18 protein-coding genes and 1 pseudogene are annotated in these 16,311 nt (G+C 70.1%); 11 read left to right on the top strand and 8 right to left on the bottom strand.

Features of this window, described 5'->3' with window-relative positions:
- Positions 1 to 123: 123 nt before the first annotated feature.
- Positions 124 to 1,062: a tRNA (adenosine(37)-N6)-dimethylallyltransferase MiaA gene (gene miaA, locus ACZ6MZ_RS07760; RefSeq protein WP_389782536.1), complete on the bottom strand. Its 939-nt coding sequence runs from the start codon at positions 1,060 to 1,062 to the stop codon at positions 124 to 126.
- 182 nt (positions 1,063 to 1,244) lie between these two features.
- Here miaA and ACZ6MZ_RS07755 point away from each other — a divergent pair, with 182 nt between their 5' ends.
- Both ACZ6MZ_RS07755 and ACZ6MZ_RS07750 read left to right on the top strand, forming a co-directional pair.
- Positions 1,245 to 1,484 (top strand): hypothetical protein, encoded by a 240-nt coding sequence (locus ACZ6MZ_RS07755; protein ID WP_386876665.1) that lies wholly within the window; start codon positions 1,245 to 1,247, stop codon positions 1,482 to 1,484.
- 30 nt (positions 1,485 to 1,514) lie between these two features.
- The gene (locus ACZ6MZ_RS07750; RefSeq protein ID WP_386876666.1) at positions 1,515 to 1,766 is read left to right on the top strand and encodes an antitoxin; all 252 of its coding nucleotides are present in this window, start codon (positions 1,515 to 1,517) and stop codon (positions 1,764 to 1,766) included.
- Positions 1,767 to 1,895: 129 nt separating this feature from the next.
- Here the strand turns inward: ACZ6MZ_RS07750 and ACZ6MZ_RS07745 are convergent, their stop codons facing one another.
- Positions 1,896 to 2,618 carry a class III extradiol dioxygenase subunit B-like domain-containing protein gene (locus ACZ6MZ_RS07745; protein WP_469350444.1) on the bottom strand — a complete coding sequence of 241 codons (723 nt, stop codon included), beginning with the start codon at positions 2,616 to 2,618 and terminating at the stop codon, positions 1,896 to 1,898.
- 66 nt (positions 2,619 to 2,684) lie between these two features.
- Positions 2,685 to 4,172 (bottom strand): tRNA (N6-isopentenyl adenosine(37)-C2)-methylthiotransferase MiaB, encoded by a 1,488-nt coding sequence (gene miaB, locus ACZ6MZ_RS07740; RefSeq protein ID WP_384179904.1) that lies wholly within the window; start codon positions 4,170 to 4,172, stop codon positions 2,685 to 2,687.
- A gap of 98 nt (positions 4,173 to 4,270) precedes the next feature.
- Between miaB and ACZ6MZ_RS07735 the strand changes: the two genes are divergently transcribed.
- On the top strand, positions 4,271 to 5,272 hold the full coding sequence (locus ACZ6MZ_RS07735; protein WP_384179902.1) for a TAXI family TRAP transporter solute-binding subunit: 1,002 nt from the start codon (positions 4,271 to 4,273) through the stop codon (positions 5,270 to 5,272).
- Positions 5,273 to 5,338: 66 nt separating this feature from the next.
- Here the strand turns inward: ACZ6MZ_RS07735 and ACZ6MZ_RS07730 are convergent, their stop codons facing one another.
- A complete protein-coding gene (locus ACZ6MZ_RS07730) occupies positions 5,339 to 6,730 on the bottom strand; it encodes a sensor histidine kinase (protein ID WP_469350441.1) in 1,392 nt (463 codons plus the stop codon).
- Positions 6,731 to 6,736: 6 nt separating this feature from the next.
- Complete coding sequence (locus tag ACZ6MZ_RS07725; RefSeq protein WP_384179898.1) at positions 6,737 to 7,450, bottom strand: response regulator transcription factor; 714 nt, start codon at positions 7,448 to 7,450, stop codon at positions 6,737 to 6,739.
- A 251-nt stretch (positions 7,451 to 7,701) separates the two neighbouring features.
- Between ACZ6MZ_RS07725 and ACZ6MZ_RS07720 the strand changes: the two genes are divergently transcribed.
- The 8 genes from ACZ6MZ_RS07720 to ACZ6MZ_RS07685 all read left to right on the top strand — a co-directional run bounded on the left by ACZ6MZ_RS07720 (position 7,702) and on the right by ACZ6MZ_RS07685 (position 14,072).
- Positions 7,702 to 8,487 (top strand): amino acid ABC transporter ATP-binding protein, encoded by a 786-nt coding sequence (locus tag ACZ6MZ_RS07720; RefSeq protein WP_384179896.1) that lies wholly within the window; start codon positions 7,702 to 7,704, stop codon positions 8,485 to 8,487.
- A 138-nt stretch (positions 8,488 to 8,625) separates the two neighbouring features.
- Positions 8,626 to 9,468, top strand: a complete 843-nt coding sequence (locus ACZ6MZ_RS07715) for a glutamate ABC transporter substrate-binding protein (protein ID WP_389782544.1) — start codon at positions 8,626 to 8,628, stop codon at positions 9,466 to 9,468.
- A 74-nt stretch (positions 9,469 to 9,542) separates the two neighbouring features.
- On the top strand, positions 9,543 to 10,217 hold the full coding sequence (locus ACZ6MZ_RS07710) for an amino acid ABC transporter permease (RefSeq protein ID WP_386876672.1): 675 nt from the start codon (positions 9,543 to 9,545) through the stop codon (positions 10,215 to 10,217).
- Positions 10,214 to 11,101: an amino acid ABC transporter permease gene (locus ACZ6MZ_RS07705; RefSeq protein WP_469350438.1), complete on the top strand. Its 888-nt coding sequence runs from the start codon at positions 10,214 to 10,216 to the stop codon at positions 11,099 to 11,101. Before ACZ6MZ_RS07710 ends, ACZ6MZ_RS07705 begins: the two co-directional genes overlap by 4 nt.
- A 161-nt stretch (positions 11,102 to 11,262) precedes the next feature.
- Positions 11,263 to 12,870, top strand: a complete 1,608-nt coding sequence (locus ACZ6MZ_RS07700) for an FAD-dependent monooxygenase (RefSeq protein WP_384179888.1) — start codon at positions 11,263 to 11,265, stop codon at positions 12,868 to 12,870.
- 32 nt (positions 12,871 to 12,902) lie between these two features.
- Positions 12,903 to 12,989 (top strand): putative leader peptide, encoded by an 87-nt coding sequence (locus tag ACZ6MZ_RS07695; RefSeq protein WP_311307652.1) that lies wholly within the window; start codon positions 12,903 to 12,905, stop codon positions 12,987 to 12,989.
- A gap of 70 nt (positions 12,990 to 13,059) precedes the next feature.
- Positions 13,060 to 13,632, top strand: coding sequence for a cupin domain-containing protein (locus tag ACZ6MZ_RS07690; RefSeq protein WP_469350436.1), 573 nt, complete (start codon positions 13,060 to 13,062; stop codon positions 13,630 to 13,632).
- Between the two features lie 11 nt (positions 13,633 to 13,643).
- Positions 13,644 to 14,072, top strand: a complete 429-nt coding sequence (locus tag ACZ6MZ_RS07685) for a rhodanese-like domain-containing protein (protein WP_469351101.1) — start codon at positions 13,644 to 13,646, stop codon at positions 14,070 to 14,072.
- Between the two features lie 49 nt (positions 14,073 to 14,121).
- On the opposite strand, the gene ACZ6MZ_RS07680 is transcribed toward ACZ6MZ_RS07685, so the two are convergent.
- The 3 genes and pseudogenes from ACZ6MZ_RS07680 to recA all read right to left on the bottom strand — a co-directional run bounded on the left by ACZ6MZ_RS07680 (position 14,122) and on the right by recA (position 16,182).
- On the bottom strand, positions 14,122 to 14,397 hold the full coding sequence (locus ACZ6MZ_RS07680; RefSeq protein ID WP_469350435.1) for a DUF2087 domain-containing protein: 276 nt from the start codon (positions 14,395 to 14,397) through the stop codon (positions 14,122 to 14,124).
- Positions 14,398 to 14,464: 67 nt separating this feature from the next.
- Positions 14,465 to 15,172 (bottom strand): annotated as a pseudogene (gene recX, locus ACZ6MZ_RS07675) (recombination regulator RecX); the annotation flags it as partial.
- Positions 15,055 to 16,182, bottom strand: coding sequence for a recombinase RecA (gene recA / locus ACZ6MZ_RS07670; protein WP_389782556.1), 1,128 nt, complete (start codon positions 16,180 to 16,182; stop codon positions 15,055 to 15,057). The pseudogene recX and the gene recA, both read right to left, overlap by 118 nt.
- Positions 16,183 to 16,311 lie beyond the last annotated feature (129 nt).

Here is a 16,311-nt window from a genome sequence, read left to right as displayed (position 1 = left end):
CCACGCGCCCTCCCAAGTCCGACTCCACTGGCTGATCGATGCCCGATGGTCGATCGATGCTCGATGATGGCACGCTCATGGGTACCGGAATGACGGGCGGAGCGTCCCGATGCCATCACGTGATCAGGCTGTAACCGCCCGTTCGACCAACGCCAGCGCCCGGTGCGGGAGTTCCTCCCGGTGCTCCGTTCCGCCGCTCAGCCAGTGCACGCGCGCGTCGCGGCGGAACCACGAGTCCTGGCGGCGGGCGAAGCGTTTGGTGGCGCGCACGGTCTCCGCACGCGCCTCGTCGTCGGTGCACTCCCCCGCCAGCGCCGCGAGAACCTGCTGGTAGCCGAGCGCGCGCGACGCGGTCCGCCCTTCGCGCAGGCCCCGGGCCTCCAGGGCGCGCACCTCGTCCACGAGTCCCGCCTCCCACATCCGGTCCACCCGCCGCGCGATCCGCGTGTCCAGCTCGGGGCGGTCGACATCGACTCCGATCTGCACGGTGTCGTATACCGCGTCGTGGCCCGGCAGATTGGCCGTGAAGGGCTTGCCGGTGATCTCGATCACCTCCAGCGCCCGGACGATACGGCGGCCGTTGCTGGGGAGGATCGCGCGGCCGGCCTGGGGGTCCGCGGCGGACAGCCGGGCGTGCAGGGCGCCCGATCCGCGCAGGGTGAGCTCCGCCTCGAGCCGGGCGCGCACCTCGGGGTCGGTGCCGGGGAAGTCGAGGGCGTCGATGGCACCCCGTACGTAGAGCCCCGAGCCGCCCACCAGGACGGGGGTGCGCCCCGCTGCGAGCAGCCGCTCGATCTGCGCCCTGGCGAGCTTCTGGTACTCGGCGACGCTGGCGGCCTCGGTGACATCCCAGATGTCGAGGAGATGGTGCGGGACGCCGGCCCGCTCCTCGGTCGTCAGCTTGGCGGTTCCGATGTCCATCCCACGGTAGAGCTGCATGGAGTCGGCGTTGATGACCTCACCGTCGAGTTGCCGGGCGAGGTGGACGCCCAGATCGGACTTACCGGCCGCGGTGGGACCGACGACGGCGATGACCCGCGGTGCGGGAGCTGCGCTTCTCACGTCCCCAGTCTCGCAAACTTGAGGGCCCCTACCCGAACGAGTTACGTGACGGCACACGTCCGGGTTCGTTGCCTGTTGCGAGGTTCCGGCCGCCGGTTTTCTGGCCGGTGCCCCTGAGCGGCGCAATGGGACGCTCCGGGCGGCGCGGAATTTCGCCCCCACGAGTAGGCTATGGAGTAGATATGGGTGTTTTTGCGTGGTTTCGCCGTACGTCTGCGGCCACGTCCGCGGCGTCAACCCCGGAGGCACAGGCCGTCCCTCCAACGGTAGACGCCACGGCGGAAGCCGGGCCGGCCGAGGGCGGCGAGGCCGGGGCCGTGGTCTCCGAGAGCGCCGTGGTCTCCGAGAGTGTGGAGATCCCGAAGCAGCAGTCGGCGGAGGCCGCCGCGGACAATGAGGCCGGGGAGAGCGCCCGCAAGTAGGCTGTTGACTCCTCTGAGGGAAGGTGGCCCATGGGTTTCCTGGATTCACTGAAGGCCAAGATGTCTCCGGCCAAGGACAAGGTCTCTGACCTCGCGCAACATCACGGGGACAGAATCGGCCACGGGCTGGACAAGGCCGCCCGAGCGGTCGATCAGAAGACCAAGGGAAAGTACAGCAGCAAGATCGATTCCGGTACGGGCAAGGCGAAGGACGCCCTGGACCGGCTCGCCCACAAGGACGACGGTAAGGGCGGTACTCCCCCGCCGCCGCCCGCCACCTGACCCTCGGCTCCCGGCCGACGACCTCGGCCATCACGGCCGCGGGGCGCAGCACAGCGCCTCGCGGCCGTTGCCGTACCCGTACCCGGCCCGCGTCCCGGTCGGCCCGGTCGTCCCCGTCGGCGGGTGAGGCTAGGACCAGGCCGCGACGAGATACCCGACGCCATAGGGCGCGTCCTCGTACAGCAGCTGGCCGCCCAGGCCCGCGCCCTCGGCCGCGCCCGCGAGCACCTGCCACGGCGCCCGGCCCGCCGCCTTCAGTTCGTACGCCAGCTCCGCGTCCAGCGCCTTCAGCGCTGCCACGTCCGCCGTCTCCAGGGCCCGGGCGACCCCCTCGTCGAACCCGGCCGCGCGCTCGTCGAGATAGCCGGGCGCCTTCAGCGAGCGGCACGCGGCGGCGTCGCCCATCACCAGCAGTGCCACCCGGCCGGAGCGCGCCGCTATCTCCTGTCCGGTCTGAATACACCGCTCGGCGGCGAGAGGTTCCCCGACCCCGAGCCCGGTGACCGGAGCGGCGGACCAGCGGACACGCTCCAGCAGCCAGGCGGCAACGGCCAGGGAGGCCGGCAGCTCGCGCTCGTCGTGCTCGCCGACGACGGCTCCGCCTCCGCCCAGCACGACGTCGAGAGCCACCCCGAAGCCGCGGAAGGACCCGGTGGCGCCCTGAGGATGCGGCCCCCGGCCCTCCTCCTCGGCGGGTCCGACGACGATCAGCCGGTCGGGCCGTGCGGCGGACAGCACCCCGAGGGCATCGGCGCACGCGGCGCGCAGCGCGTCCAGCTCGGGGGCCGCCCCCGCTGCCACGGCGGGCACGAGCAGCGGCGGACAGGGGCAGACAGCAGCGGCGACCAGCATGATCGCACCCTAGCGCGGGGGCGGGAGCGGTCGGCCCCGCGCCCGGTCAGGCCCGACCGGCCCCGCTCACTCGACGCTGCAACCGCCGCTCACGGCCGGCAGCGGGGCGGGTACCCCGATCGTGGGAAGGCCCAGCAGCACACCCGCGGGCTTCGCGGCCCCGGACGCGTTCCGCTTGTCCCAGGCATCGCCGGCGCGGGTCCTGCGCACCGTGCGCGTCGGCCCCTCGGCGAGCAGATGGTGCGGAGCCGCGTACGTAATCTCGACGGTCACCACATCGCCCGGGCGCACCTCGTCGTCCGGCTTGGTGAAGTGGACGAGGCGGTTGTCCGGGGCACGTCCCGACAGCCGGTGGGTGGCGCCGTCCTTGCGTCCCTCGCCCTCGGCGACCATGACCTCCAGCGTCCGGCCGACCTGTGTCTTGTTCTCCGCCCAGGAGATCTCCTCCTGAAGGGCGGACAGGCGCATGTAGCGCTCCTGGACGACCTCCTTGGGGATCTGGTCCGCCATCTCGGCGGCGGGTGTCCCGGGGCGCTTCGAGTACTGGAAGGTGAAGGCCTGCGCGAAGCGCGCCTCGCGCACCACCCGCATGGTCTGCTCGAAGTCCTCCTCGGTCTCGCCGGGGAAGCCCACAATGATGTCGGTGGAGATGGCGGCGTGCGGAATGGCGGCGCGCACCTTGTCGATGATGCCGAGGTAACGGTCCTGCCGGTACGAGCGGCGCATCGCCTTGAGGATGATGTCCGAGCCGGACTGGAGCGGCATGTGGAGCTGCGGCATCACATTCGGTGTCTCGGCCATCGCGGCGATCACATCGTCCGTGAAGTCACGCGGGTGCGGTGAGGTGAAGCGGACGCGCTCCAGGCCCTCGATCGCGCCACAGGCCCGCAGCAGTTTGGAGAACGCCTCACGGTCGCCGATGTCGGAGCCGTACGCGTTGACGTTCTGGCCCAGCAGCGTGATCTCGGAGACGCCCTCGGCGACCAGCGCCTCGATCTCGGCCAGGATGTCGCCGGGGCGGCGGTCCTTCTCCTTGCCGCGCAGGGCGGGGACGATGCAGAAGGTACAGGTGTTGTTGCAGCCGACGGAGATGGAGACCCACGCGGCGTAGGCGGACTCACGGCGGGTCGGCAGTGTGGAGGGGAATGCCTCCAGTGACTCGGCGATCTCGACCTGCGCCTCTTCCTGGACACGCGCGCGCTCCAGGAGGACCGGCAGCTTGCCGATGTTGTGCGTCCCGAAGACGACATCGACCCAGGGCGCGCGGCGCACGATGGTGTCGCGGTCCTTCTGCGCCAGACAGCCGCCGACGGCGATCTGCATGCCGGGCCGCTTGGTCTTCATCGGCGCGAGCCGGCCGAGATTTCCGTACAGCTTGTTGTCGGCGTTCTCCCGCACCGCACAGGTGTTGAAGACGACGACGTCGGCGTCGCCGTCGGCGCCTTCGGGCGCGCGGACGTATCCGGCTCCCTCCAGCAGGCCGGACAGCCGCTCGGAGTCGTGGACATTCATCTGGCACCCGTAGGTGCGCACCTCGTAAGTCTTCGCGCTCATCTCGCCCACCAGGGTACGGGGTCGTCCGGGCCCGGTGCCCGTGGCTTCCCCAAGACAAGGCCTGGCCATCACGGGGAGTGAGCTGACAGGATCGCCGCATGTTCACCGCTCCGTCCCGTATGAGCCGCGGCCGTGCCGTCCAGGGCGCCGCCGCGCTGCTGGTGGTGCTCGGGCTGCTGATGTGGTGGCTGCTGCCGATCGGGACGTCGTCGCCGAGCGGCTCGATCACGTTCAGTACGGGGGTGACGAGCGGGGTCTATCAGCGGTACGGAGCGCTGCTCAAGGAGGACCTCGCCCATGATCTGCCGAATGTGTCGATAGACCTGAAGACCAGCGAGGGCTCGCAGCAGAACATCGCGCGGGTGGCCACCGGCGATGCCGACTTCACCATCGCCACCGCCGACGCCGTCGCCAAGTACCGGAAGGACGGGAAGCCGGGGGCGGACCGGCTGCGCGGATGCGCGCGGCTGTACGACGACTATGTGCAGCTGGTCGTGCGCAAGGAATCGGACGTCCGCTCCGCCGGTGACCTGCGGGACAAGACAGTGGGAGTGGGCCAGGAGGGATCCGGGGTCCGGCTGATAGCCGACCGGATTCTGACGGCCGCGGGGCTCGACCCGCAACACGACATCACCCCCGACCCGTCCGGGATAGACACCATGCCGGGCCTTCTCGAACAGGGCGCCCTCGACGCCTTCTTCTGGTCGGGCGGGCTGCCCACCCTCGCCCTCCAGGACCTGTCGGAGCGTCTGGACATCCGGTTGGTGCCGCTGGAGGCCGGGCTGATCGGCAAGCTGCACTCGGCGGACGAGACCGCCTCGCGCTACTACCGCGCCACGGACATACCCGCCGACGCCTACCGCAAGGCACAGAACGGCAGAGCCGTCCCGACGGTGGCGGTGGCCAATCTGCTGGTCACCACCGACCGGATGGACGCCGGGCTGACCGAAGGCTTCACCCGTACCGTGATCGACAGCCGGGACCGGATCGGCAACGAGGTGCATCCGGCCCAGCTGGTGGACCTGCGGACCGCGATCTACACGGACCCGCTGCGGCTGCACGAGGGCGCCAAGCGCTACTACCGGTCGGTCAAGCCGTAAGGCGGAGCCGTAAAGCAGGCGGAGCCGTAGCGGAAGCAGAGCCGTCGAGCAGGCGGAGCCGCCCGGTCATCCCGTGGGGGACGACCTCGGGACGGTGAGCGTGACCCGCAGACCGCGCGGCTCACCGTGCGCGTACGTGATCGAGCCACCGCCCGCCGCCAGGAGCGCTCGCGAGATGGACAGGCCGAGGCCGGACCCCTTGATGTTCTGGTGACGGTTGCTGCGCCAGAACCGGTCACCGATCCGCGCGATCTCATCGTCCGTCAGCCCCGGTCCGCCGTCGTTGATGACGACCATGGAGGTCGACCCGTTGCGGCCGACGGTGACCACGACCTCTTCGCCCGCCGGGGTGAACTTGAGGGCATTGTCGATCACGGCGTCCAGGGCGCTGGAGAGCGCGATGGGGTCGGCCCAGGCGGTGACCGCGGCGCGGTGCTCGGTCAGCCGTACGCCCTTCCCCTCAGCGACGGCCCGCCAGGCGGCGACCCGCTCGGCCGCCAGCTCGCCTATGTCGGTGAGCCGCAGGTCGGCGGCGGTGTGCTCGGCCAGCGCCAGGTCCAGCAGGTCGTCCAGGACCTGGGCGAGCCGCCTGCCCTCCGTGCGTACGGAAGCGATCTCCGCGTTCCCGTCGGGCAGTTCGAGGGCGAGCAGTTCGATACGGAGCAGCAGGGCGGCGAGCGGATTGCGCAGCTGGTGGGAGGCGTCGGCGACAAAGGCGCGCTGCTGCTCCAGCACATCCTCGACGTTGTCGGCCATCTCGTTGAACGCGCTGGCCAGGCGCCGCAGTTCCGGGGGCCCGCCGGCCGCCGCGACCCGGGATTTCATCCGGCCGGTGGCGATGTCATGGGTGGCCGCGTCCAGCACCCGTACGGGGCGGAGCACCCAGCCCGTCAGCCGGAAGGCGGCCGCGACGGCGAGCAGCATGGCCCCGGCCTCGCCCACGGCGATGAGCAGCCAGCCCTCGAGGATGCGGGAACGCATCTGGCCGGTGGGTGAGTCGGTCACCACGACCGCGACGACGTCTCCGCCCCGTACGACCGGCGAATCGACGATGAGCCGGCCGTTCTGCCACGGCCAGACCTGCTCGGGGTCGTCGCTCCGGCGGCCCAGCAGGGCCTCCTGGAAGGCTTGCCGCCCCTCCCCGGTCCTGGGCACGGTCCAGTTCCCCGGGGCGCCGGCCATGGCGTCGCCGTCGCGGTAGAAGACGCCCACCCTGATCCCGTACACCTGGTGGTACCGGGTGAGTTCCTCTTCCAGCAGGGTGCGCCGCTCATCGGTGGCTGAGCTGCTCTCGGCGACGAACTGGGCGCGGGCCGCGACGCGCGCCGTGTCGTCGATCCGGTCGACGACGACGCGCTGCTGCTGCGCGGCGGCGAGACTGACGGCGAGCGGAAAGCCGAGGGCGAGGAGCACGCCGGCCATGAGGATGATGAGCAGCGGCAGAAGTCGGTTACGCACCGGCCGTTACGGACCCTGGTGCGCGGACGGGACGACCAGGCGGTAGCCGACGCCGCGCACGGTCTCGATCAGCGCCGGCATCCCGAGCTTGCCGCGCAGGGACGCCACATGCACTTCGAGCGTGCGGCCCGTCCCTTCCCAACTGGTGAGCCACACCTCGCTGATGATCTGCTCACGGCCGAAGACGACACCGGGACGCTGCGCGAGCAGGGCCAGCAGGTCGAACTCCTTGCGGGTCAGCTGGACGGCCGTGCCGTCGACGCTGACCCGGCGGGTGGGCAGTTCGAGGGTGAGGCGCCCGAGCCGCTGGGAGGTCTCCGTGACCTGGCCCGGCTCCTCGCCGCTCGCGTTGCGCCGGCTGACGGCATGGATACGGGCGAGCAGTTCACCGGTGTCGTACGGCTTGACGACATAGTCGTCGGCGCCCAGGTTGAGGCCGTGGATCCGGGACCGGACATCGGCCCGCGCGGTAACCATGATCACCGGGGTCGCGGTGATCTTCCGGATCTTGCCGCAGACCTGATAGCCGTCCTGGTCGGGCAGCCCGAGGTCCAGCAGGATGACCGCGAACGGCGACTTGCCGGCGTTGGCGGCGGGCAGCAGGGCCTGCAAAGCCTCTTCACCGCTCCTGGCGTGCACGACCTCGAAGCCGTGTTTGGCGAGCACGGCCGACAGGGCGGCCGCGACATGGTCGTCGTCCTCCACCAGCAGCAGTCTCATGGCCCCCCTCCGCGGTAGCGGTCGCATAAAACGTACCTGGGCATCCACGCCCATGGCGTCGCGCCAGTCAAGAGCGTTCCCGTTACACCCACGTTTCCGTTACCCACCCGGTACTCCCCGCACTGCCCTCTTCACGCGGAGTGTCCGGTTGCGGCCGGATCGTTATGCTCAATTTCAGCTCAGATGTAATGACGCTGATCGCAGTGCGTGACTAAGGTCCTCCCAACCGAGGAGGACGGAGCATTAAGCCGATGAGCGGAGTGTCAGTGACCAAGGGCACCGAGGACGCCATACCGGCGACGGGCGACCTGGTCGTACTGAGCAACGTCAACAAGCACTTCGGCGCGCTGCATGTGCTCCAGGACATCGACCTGACCATCGCGCGCGGCGAGGTCGTGGTCGTCATCGGGCCTTCCGGGTCCGGCAAGTCCACACTGTGCCGCACCATCAACCGCCTGGAGACCATCGATTCGGGCGCGATCTCGATCGACGGTAAGCCGCTGCCGCAGGAGGGCAGGGAGCTCGCCCGGCTGCGCGCCGATGTCGGCATGGTCTTCCAGTCGTTCAACCTCTTCGCACACAAGACCGTGCTGGAGAACGTCACGCTGGGCCAGATCAAGGTTCGCAAGACGGACAAGAAGGACGCCGAGGAGCGGGCGCGCGCCCTTCTGGACCGCGTGGGCGTCGGCTCCCAGGCCGACAAGTACCCGGCCCAGCTCTCGGGCGGCCAGCAGCAACGCGTCGCCATCGCACGGGCGTTGGCGATGGGCCCCAAGGTCATGCTCTTCGACGAGCCGACCTCCGCGCTCGACCCCGAGATGATCAATGAGGTCCTCGAGGTCATGCAGCAGCTGGCCCGCGACGGGATGACGATGGTCGTCGTCACCCACGAGATGGGCTTCGCACGCTCCGCGGCGAACCGGGTCGTCTTCATGGCGGACGGCCGGATCGTCGAAGAGGCCGCCCCCGACGCGTTCTTCAGCAACCCGCGCAGCGACCGTGCCAAGGACTTCCTGTCGAAGATCCTTCATCACTGATCACAGCCATCACTGATCACAGCCATCACTGATCGCGGCTCTTCAACTGATCACGGCTCTTCATAGGGCTCTACCGAGTTCGGCAGAACCTGTCGGCAGAACCTGTTCGTCCACGTCTCACCCGAGGGAAGTTCACGCATGAAGCTTCACAAGGCAAGCGCGGCAGCCGCTGCGGCACTCGTCCTCGCCCTGACCGCCACCGCCTGCGGCGGCGACAGCAAGGACGACAGCAAGGACAGCGGTGACGGCGGTGGCAAGATCACCATCGGCATCAAGTTCGACCAGCCGGGTCTCGGCCTCAAGAAGACCGACGGCTCCTTCGCGGGCTTCGACGTCGACGTCGCCACCTATGTCGCCAAGGAACTGGGCTTCGACGCCAAGAGCATCGAGTGGAAAGAGTCCCCCAGCGCCCAGCGCGAGAACCTGATCTCCAACGGTGACGTGAAGTTCGTCGTCGCCAGCTACTCGATCACCGACGAGCGCAAGCAGAAGGTCGACTTCGCCGGCCCGTACTTCCTCGCCCACCAGGACCTCCTGGTCCGCGCGGACGACAGCTCCATCACCAAGGTCGCGGACCTGAACTCGAAGAAGCTCTGTTCCGTCACGGGCTCGACCTCGGCGCAGAACGTCAAGGAGAAGCTGGCCCCCAAGGCCGACCTCCTGCAGAACGGCGGCTACTCGGAGTGCCTGACCAGCCTGGAGAACAAGGCCGTTGACGCCCTGACGACGGACGACTCCATCCTCGCCGGTTACGCGTCGCAGAAGGAGCACCAGGGCAAGTTCAAGCTCGCGGGCCTCAAGCTCAGTGACGAGAACTACGGCATCGGCCTCAAGAAGGGCGACACCGAGCTCCAGACCAAGATCAACGCCGCCCTGAAGAAGATGGTGTCGGACGGTTCCTGGGAGAAGGCCGTGACGGCGAACTTCGGTCCGGCCGGCTACAAGAACGAGCCTGCCCCGCAGATCGCCGAAGGCAGCTGAGACAGCAGTGACGCGCCGCCGGCCGGGCCGGCGGCGCGTACCGACCAGCCAACCAGGGGAGAGCGCGGGGCATCGTGTTCGACTTTCTTGATTCCGGGCAGTACGACCTGCTCGGCGCCTTCTGGGTGACGGTGCAGCTCACCCTCTACTCGGCAGTTGGTTCCCTCATATGGGGAACGCTGCTCGCGGGGATGCGCGTCAGTCCCGTGCCCATCATGCGCGCCTTCGGTACCGCGTACGTCAATATGGTACGAAACACCCCACTGACCGTGCTTATCGTCGCCTGTTCACTGGGGCTCAGCCAGACCCTTCAGATCACGCTCGGTGGCGGGGACTTCACGTCGATCGGCTTCCGGCTGGCCGTACTGGGTCTCGTCGCCTACACCGGCACCTTCGTCTGCGAGTCCCTGCGCTCCGGCATCAACACCGTGCCGGTCGGGCAGGCCGAAGCGGCCCGCGCGCTGGGCCTGAGCTTCTTTCAGGTACTGACCCTGATAGTGCTCCCGCAGGCGTTCCGTTCCGTCGTCGCACCGCTGGCCAACGTGCTGATCGCGCTGACCAAGAACACCACGGTGGCCTCGGCGATCGGCGTCCTCGAGGCGTCGGCGCTGATGAAGACAATGATCGAGAACGAAAGCGACGCGCTCTTCGCGGTCTTCGCGGTGTTCGCCTTCGGATTCATCGTTCTCACCCTCCCGACCGGTCTCCTTCTGGGCTGGGTCAGCAAGCGAGTGGCGGTGAAGCGATGAGTGCCACGTCCGTTCTGTACGACACTCCCGGTGTACGCGCCAAGCGGCGCAACATCATCTACACGATCGTGTTCCTGGTTCTCTTCGTGCTCGCCGCCTGGTGGATGCTGGCGGCGATGGCCGAGAAGAACCAGCTGGCGTCCGAGAAGTGGAGCCCGTTCATCACGGACTCCCAGGTGTGGACGACGTTCCTGCTGCCGGGACTGGTGGAGACCCTCAAGGCCGCGGCCCTGGCCATCGTGATCGCCCTGCCGTTCGGCGCGCTGCTCGGCATCGGCCGGCTCTCCGACCACGCCTGGGTACGGGTACCGGTCGGCGTCGTGGTGGAGTTCTTCCGCTCCATCCCGGTCCTGCTGATGATGTTGTTCGCCTTGCAGGCGTACGCGCAGTTCACCGATGTCTCGTCCGACATCCGGCCGCTGTACGCCGTGGTGACGGGTCTGGTGCTCTACAACGCCTCGGTCATCGCCGAGATCGTCCGGGCGGGCATCCTCTCGCTGCCCTACGGCCAGACCGACGCCGCGAAGGCGATCGGGATGCGCAAGGGCCAGACCATGTCGTACGTCCTGCTTCCGCAGGCGGTGACCGCGATGCTGCCGGCCCTGGTCAGCCAGCTGGTGGTCATCGTCAAGGACACCGCCCTGGGCGGCGCGATCCTCGGTCTGCCCGAACTGCTCTCGCAGGTCCGCGCGATCACCGCGAACTTCGGCGCGAACACCATCGCCGCGCTCACCGTCGTCGCCCTGATCTACATCGCCCTGAACTTCCTGCTCACCACCTTCGCCGGATGGCTGGAACAACGCCTGCGCCGCGCGAAGAAGAGCACGGGTGCGGTTCTCGGCGCCGATGACGTACAGCAGGTCAACGGTCCGGGGGCGATGTAGGACGGCAGCGGCTCGTGAGGCCGGCGGGACGAGGGGTGTACGCGCCGCTCAGGCCGTCGCTTGACGCGGGCACCCCCAGTAGGTTGCATACGTTCTGTGATCACGCACCGGGCTCCCACTGCCACTGACCGCATGACCGCACGGGCCGGAGGGGTCGCGCCGTGGACCCGGTGATCGTCGTCGGCGCGGGCCCCGTCGGGCTCGCGCTCTCCCTCGCCCTCGCCGCGCAGGGCGTGCCCTCCGTCGTCCTGGACGAAGGGCCGGGCACGGACGATCCACGCCCGGCCCGCACCGCCATACTGCGGCCCGACACGGCCGCGCTGGTGGCCCGCCTGGGCTGCACCACCCTCCGTGATGAGGGAACCCACTGGGTCGGCTGGCGCTCGATGCGGCGCAAGCAGCTGATGCGGCGGCTGCCGCTGGGCGAGGACGACGCCCCGGCGCCGCTGCACATCCCGCAGCACGCCCTGTCCCGCGGGCTGCGGGAGGCCATCGCGGGCCAGGAACTGGTGCGGGTGGTCACCGGCAGCCGGCTCGACTCGCTGGAGCAGGACGCCCGCGGGGTCACCGTGCACACGCGCGGCTCCGCGGCGACCTGGTGGCGCGGCAGCCATCTGGTGGGCTGCGACGGCGCCAGGTCCACGGTCCGCAAGCTGCTCACCATCCGTTTTCCCGGGCGTACGGCGGTGGAGCGGCATGCCGTCGCCGCGCTCCGCGCCGAGCTGCCGTGGCCCGGCGAGGCGATGCTGCACCGGCAGCCGCCCTGGCGCTCCGGCGGCGAGGAGGTGTCCGCCAGGCCGCTCGCCGACGGCGTTTGGCGGCTCGACTGGCTGCTGCCCGCACGGGGTGACGTGGTCACGCCCGATGCGCTGGTGGCGCGTTTACGGGACACCCTGGCCGGCTGGTGCGGTGAGACACCGCCGTACGAACTGCTCGATACGGGCGTCTACACGCTGCACCACCGGCTCGCCAGGCGCTGGCGCGTGGGGCGGGCCTTCCTCGCCGGGGACGCCGCCCATCTGCTGGGCGCGGTCGGCACCCAGGGGCTCGACGAAGGGCTGCGGGACATCGGCAACCTCGCCTGGAAGGTGGCCGAGGACTGGCACCACGGCGCGTCGGAGACACTGCTGGACAGCTACCAGGCGGAGCGGCGCACCGCCGTCGCCGCGCGGCTGCGCGCGGCCGACCAGTCCCTGCCGATACTGCGGGGCGGCGGCGCGCTGCGGACGTACATGCCGGGGTCCTCGCGCGGTCACGACACCCTGCTCGCCGACGGGCATCTGGGGAACGGGCCGCTGGGAGCACCGCCCGCCTATCCGCACTCCCCCCTCGCACCTCCGCCCGCCGAGGCGCAGACGGCCGTCGGCACGCCCCCCGGCGGTCCTGTCGCCGATGTACGGGTGATGGCACCCGACGGCACGACCGCGCGGCTCCGGGACCGGCTCGGGCGGGGGCGGCTGCTGGTGGTACTGGTCGCGCCGGGGACCGGCGTGTGGGACCGGCGGCACTGGCAGACCGCGGGGGTGATGCCGCGACTGGCCGCGGCGGTGACCGCGCTGCCGGTGCGGGCCGAGCTGCTGGTGACCGAGGCCTATCCGGGCGCTTCGGCGCACAGTGTGCTGCTGGTGCGGCCGGACGGACATCTGGTCACCGCCTTCGGCGGGGTACGTCCTGCGGACCTCTACGCGGCGGCGGACGCGGCGCGGGGAGGCACCCCGCCGGAGCCGACCGTTCCGGTGGCGCCTGACCGGACTGCGAACATCAATTGACCGCCGCAGGCTCGCATGGTGTACTCCGGATTGTGACTGACACCGATGTGCGCCTGTGGCGGAGAGTCCATATGGACTTGCTCCGCTATGCGGGCTGCGTGTGTCGCCCGTCCTGCTGATTCGCCCTTTTTCCCTCGCGCCCGCCGGGTTCCGGCCGCGCTTCCTCGCGAACTTCTCAGGACGGACACCATGTCTTCTCCGGTACGTGCCTCCGCAGCCGCCACCACCACCGCTGCTGCCGCGCCTGCCGTTGCCGCCCCCGCGGCCCCCGGCCCCACCCCCGCCGAACTGCTCGACTTCGTGCGCCGGGCCGCGGCCGACGCCGAGCTGATCAGCTCACTCCCCCTCGACCCCGAGGGCCGTACCTGGATCCGGCTCGACGGGCCGGCGGGCAGCGAGGCCTGGCTGATCGGCTGGCCGCCGGGCACGGGCACCGGCTGGCACGACCACGGCGGCTCGCACGGCGCGTTCGCCACGGCGGCGGGCACGCTCAAGGAGGACTCGCTGGCGGCGCGGCTGCCCACCGAGGGGTGGAAGACCCTGGAACTGTCCGAAGGGGTCGACCGCGAGCGGCAGCTGGCGGCGGGCGAGGGCCGGGCGTTCGGCAGGCACCACGTCCACGAGGTGCGCAACGAGTCCGGGGCCGAGCACGCCGTGTCCGTGCACGCGTACTACCCACCGCTGCCGCTGATGCGGCGCTACAGCCGCACGGGCCCGGTGCTCCGCCTCGAGCAGGTGGAGCGTCCCGAGGAGTGGCAGTGAGCCGGGCGGGAATCGAGCCGGCGGGTAGCGAGCCGGCGGGTAGCGAGCGGGTGGGGACCGAGCCGGTGGGGATCGACGAACTGCTGGAGCGGGTCCGTGCGGACCTGGACCGGATATCACCGCGGGATGCCTTCGAGGCCGCAGGGGCCGGCGCGCTGCTGGTGGACATCCGGTACGCGGCGCTGCGGGATCAGGACGGGCTGATACCGGGAGCCCTGGTCGTCGAGCGCAATGAGCTGGAGTGGCGGCTCGATCCACAGGGCAGCCACCGCGCGGCGGAGGCCACGAGCCACGATCTGCGGGTGGTGGTGATCTGCAACGAGGGGTACGCGTCGAGCCTCGCGGCGGTGTCCCTGCGCCAACTGGGACTGCACCGCGCGACCGACCTCGTCGGGGGCTTCCAGGCGTGGAAGGCCGAGGGACTGCCGGTCGCCCGCTGAGCGGGTGCTCGCCGTCCGCCGCCGCCGGAATTCAGCACCCGGACAGGGCCTAGCTGACCCGCCGGTAGCTGCTGCCGTCCTTGGGCCGGTTCAGCAGACCGGCCACGACCAGATAGCGGCGCAGCGCGGCGCAGTCGTGGTGCACCGTGAGCAGGGCCTCGTTGACCTCACGCTCGCTGTAGGCCCGGTCCCGCTCGAACAGCGTCTCCGTGAGATGGACGAGCAGCTGCTCGCGGCGGGCGGCCCTCCGTGGGATCGCCGTCAATCGCCCTTGGGAGAAAAGGGCGGCCACTCCCTGGGAACCGCTCGATCTGTTGTCGGACATGGGCGGAAGCCTCCCAGCCGGCCCACCACGGGGCAACGCCTTTTCGCGCGTGTCACCCCAGCACGCTCTAGTACAGGCTCTCGTCCAGTCCCTCGGTGTCCTCGCCCTCCTCCTCCAGCGCCTGCTTGACCACCCGCAGCGCCATGCCCTCCGGGTAGCCCTTGCGGGCCAGCATGCCCGCGAGCCGGCGCAGCCTCCTGTCACGCTCGAGACCGCGAGTGGCGCGGAGCTTACGGGCGACCAGCTCGCGGGCGGTCGCCTCCTCCTGGTCGGAGTCGAGCTGCCCGACCGCCTCGTCGATCAGGGCGGAGTCCACCCCTTTCGTCCGCAGCTCGCGCGCGAGGGCACGGCGGGCCAGGCCCCGCCCGTGGTGCCGGGACTCCACCCAGGCGTCCGCGAACGCCGCGTCGTCGATCAGCCCCACATCCTCGAAGCGGGAGAGCACCTCCTCGGCGACGTCCTCGGGGATGTCCCGCTTCTCCAGCGCGTCCGCCAGCTGTTTACGGGTGCGCGGAGTCCCGGTGAGCAGGCGCAGACAGATCGCCCGCGCCCGCTCCGCCGGATTCTGGGGCGGCAGCTCCTGCTCGGCCCTCGACGAGCCGGAGCTGTCGCCCGGCCATTCCGTTCGCCGCCTCTTCGCATAAGGCACGGTACGAACTAGCTCTTGGCCACTGCCGCCTTGGCCGTCTTGGCCTTGGAGGCAGGAGCGGCAGCCGACTTCACCGGGTCCGCGGCCGGCACCGGGGCTCCGGCCGCGTCCACGCCGGGCTCGGCCGTCGGCGCTTCCGGCCTGACGCCGACACCCAGCTTCTCCAGGATCTTCTTCTCGATCTCATTGGCGAGATCGGGGTTGTCCTTGAGGAAGTTACGGGCGTTCTCCTTGCCCTGGCCGAGCTGGTCGCCCTCGTACGTGTACCAGGCACCGGCCTTCCGTACGAAGCCGTGCTCCACGCCCATGTCGATCAGGCCGCCCTCGCGGCTGATGCCGTGGCCGTAGAGGATGTCGAACTCGGCCTGCTTGAAGGGCGGCGCGACCTTGTTCTTGACGACCTTGACGCGGGTGCGGTTGCCGACGGCGTCGGTGCCGTCCTTCAGGGTCTCGATACGGCGGATGTCGAGGCGCACCGAGGCGTAGAACTTGAGCGCGCGGCCACCCGTCGTGGTCTCCGGCGAGCCGAACATCACGCCGATCTTCTCGCGGAGCTGGTTGATGAAGATCGCGGTGGTCTTGGACTGGTTGAGCGCGCTGGTGATCTTCCGGAGCGCCTGGCTCATCAGCCGCGCCTGCAGACCGACGTGCGAGTCACCCATCTCCCCCTCGATCTCCGCGCGCGGCACCAGGGCGGCGACGGAGTCGATGACGATCAGGTCGAGCGCCCCGGAGCGGACCAGCATGTCCACGATTTCGAGGGCCTGCTCGCCGTTGTCCGGCTGGGACAGGAGCAGGTTGTCGATGTCGACGCCGAGCTTCTTCGCGTACTCGGGGTCGAGGGCGTGCTCGGCGTCCACGAAGGCCACCGTGCCGCCGGCCTTCTGCGCGTTCGCCACGGCGTGCAGCGTCAGGGTCGTCTTGCCGGAGGACTCCGGCCCGTACACCTCCACGACGCGGCCGCGCGGCAGGCCGCCGACGCCGAGCGCGACGTCGAGCGCGGTCGACCCGGTGGGGATGACCTCGATGGGCTCGTTCGGCCGCTCGCCGAGGCGCATCACCGCGCCCTTGCCGAATTGCCGTTCAATTTGTGCGAGAGCGGCGTCGAGCGCCTTCTCGCGGTCGGTTCCTGCCATGGGTTCCACCCGATTTGCTTGAGTCGATCGCTTCACGTCAAGGACGCTATCCCCTGCCACTGACAATGCGTCCCGACGCCCTCCCGGGCCTGTGGACAACTCCACTGAAAACAACGCCGCGGCCGACCC

This window comes from Streptomyces sp. NPDC042201, assembly GCF_055582185.1.
Note: the sequence above shows the minus strand (reverse complement) of the source record. Positions and strands in the feature narration are given on the sequence as shown.

Bases quoted from the DNA above. Each gene is read 5' to 3' on its own strand.
- ACZ6MZ_RS07690 (WP_469350436.1), top strand. From the start codon at position 13,060: ATGTCTTCTCCGGTACGTGCCTCCGCAGCCGCCACCACCACCGCTGCT.
- ACZ6MZ_RS07725 (WP_384179898.1), bottom strand. From the start codon at position 7,450: ATGAGACTGCTGCTGGTGGAGGACGACGACCATGTCGCGGCCGCCCTG.
- ACZ6MZ_RS07755 (WP_386876665.1), top strand. From the start codon at position 1,245: ATGGGTGTTTTTGCGTGGTTTCGCCGTACGTCTGCGGCCACGTCCGCG.
- ACZ6MZ_RS07745 (WP_469350444.1), bottom strand. From the start codon at position 2,618: ATGCTGGTCGCCGCTGCTGTCTGCCCCTGTCCGCCGCTGCTCGTGCCC.
- ACZ6MZ_RS07735 (WP_384179902.1), top strand. From the start codon at position 4,271: ATGTTCACCGCTCCGTCCCGTATGAGCCGCGGCCGTGCCGTCCAGGGC.
- ACZ6MZ_RS07680 (WP_469350435.1), bottom strand. From the start codon at position 14,397: ATGTCCGACAACAGATCGAGCGGTTCCCAGGGAGTGGCCGCCCTTTTC.
- ACZ6MZ_RS07705 (WP_469350438.1), top strand. From the start codon at position 10,214: ATGAGTGCCACGTCCGTTCTGTACGACACTCCCGGTGTACGCGCCAAG.
- ACZ6MZ_RS07720 (WP_384179896.1), top strand. From the start codon at position 7,702: ATGAGCGGAGTGTCAGTGACCAAGGGCACCGAGGACGCCATACCGGCG.
- ACZ6MZ_RS07715 (WP_389782544.1), top strand. From the start codon at position 8,626: ATGAAGCTTCACAAGGCAAGCGCGGCAGCCGCTGCGGCACTCGTCCTC.
- ACZ6MZ_RS07750 (WP_386876666.1), top strand. From the start codon at position 1,515: ATGGGTTTCCTGGATTCACTGAAGGCCAAGATGTCTCCGGCCAAGGAC.
- miaB (WP_384179904.1), bottom strand. From the start codon at position 4,172: ATGAGCGCGAAGACTTACGAGGTGCGCACCTACGGGTGCCAGATGAAT.
- recA (WP_389782556.1), bottom strand. From the start codon at position 16,182: ATGGCAGGAACCGACCGCGAGAAGGCGCTCGACGCCGCTCTCGCACAA.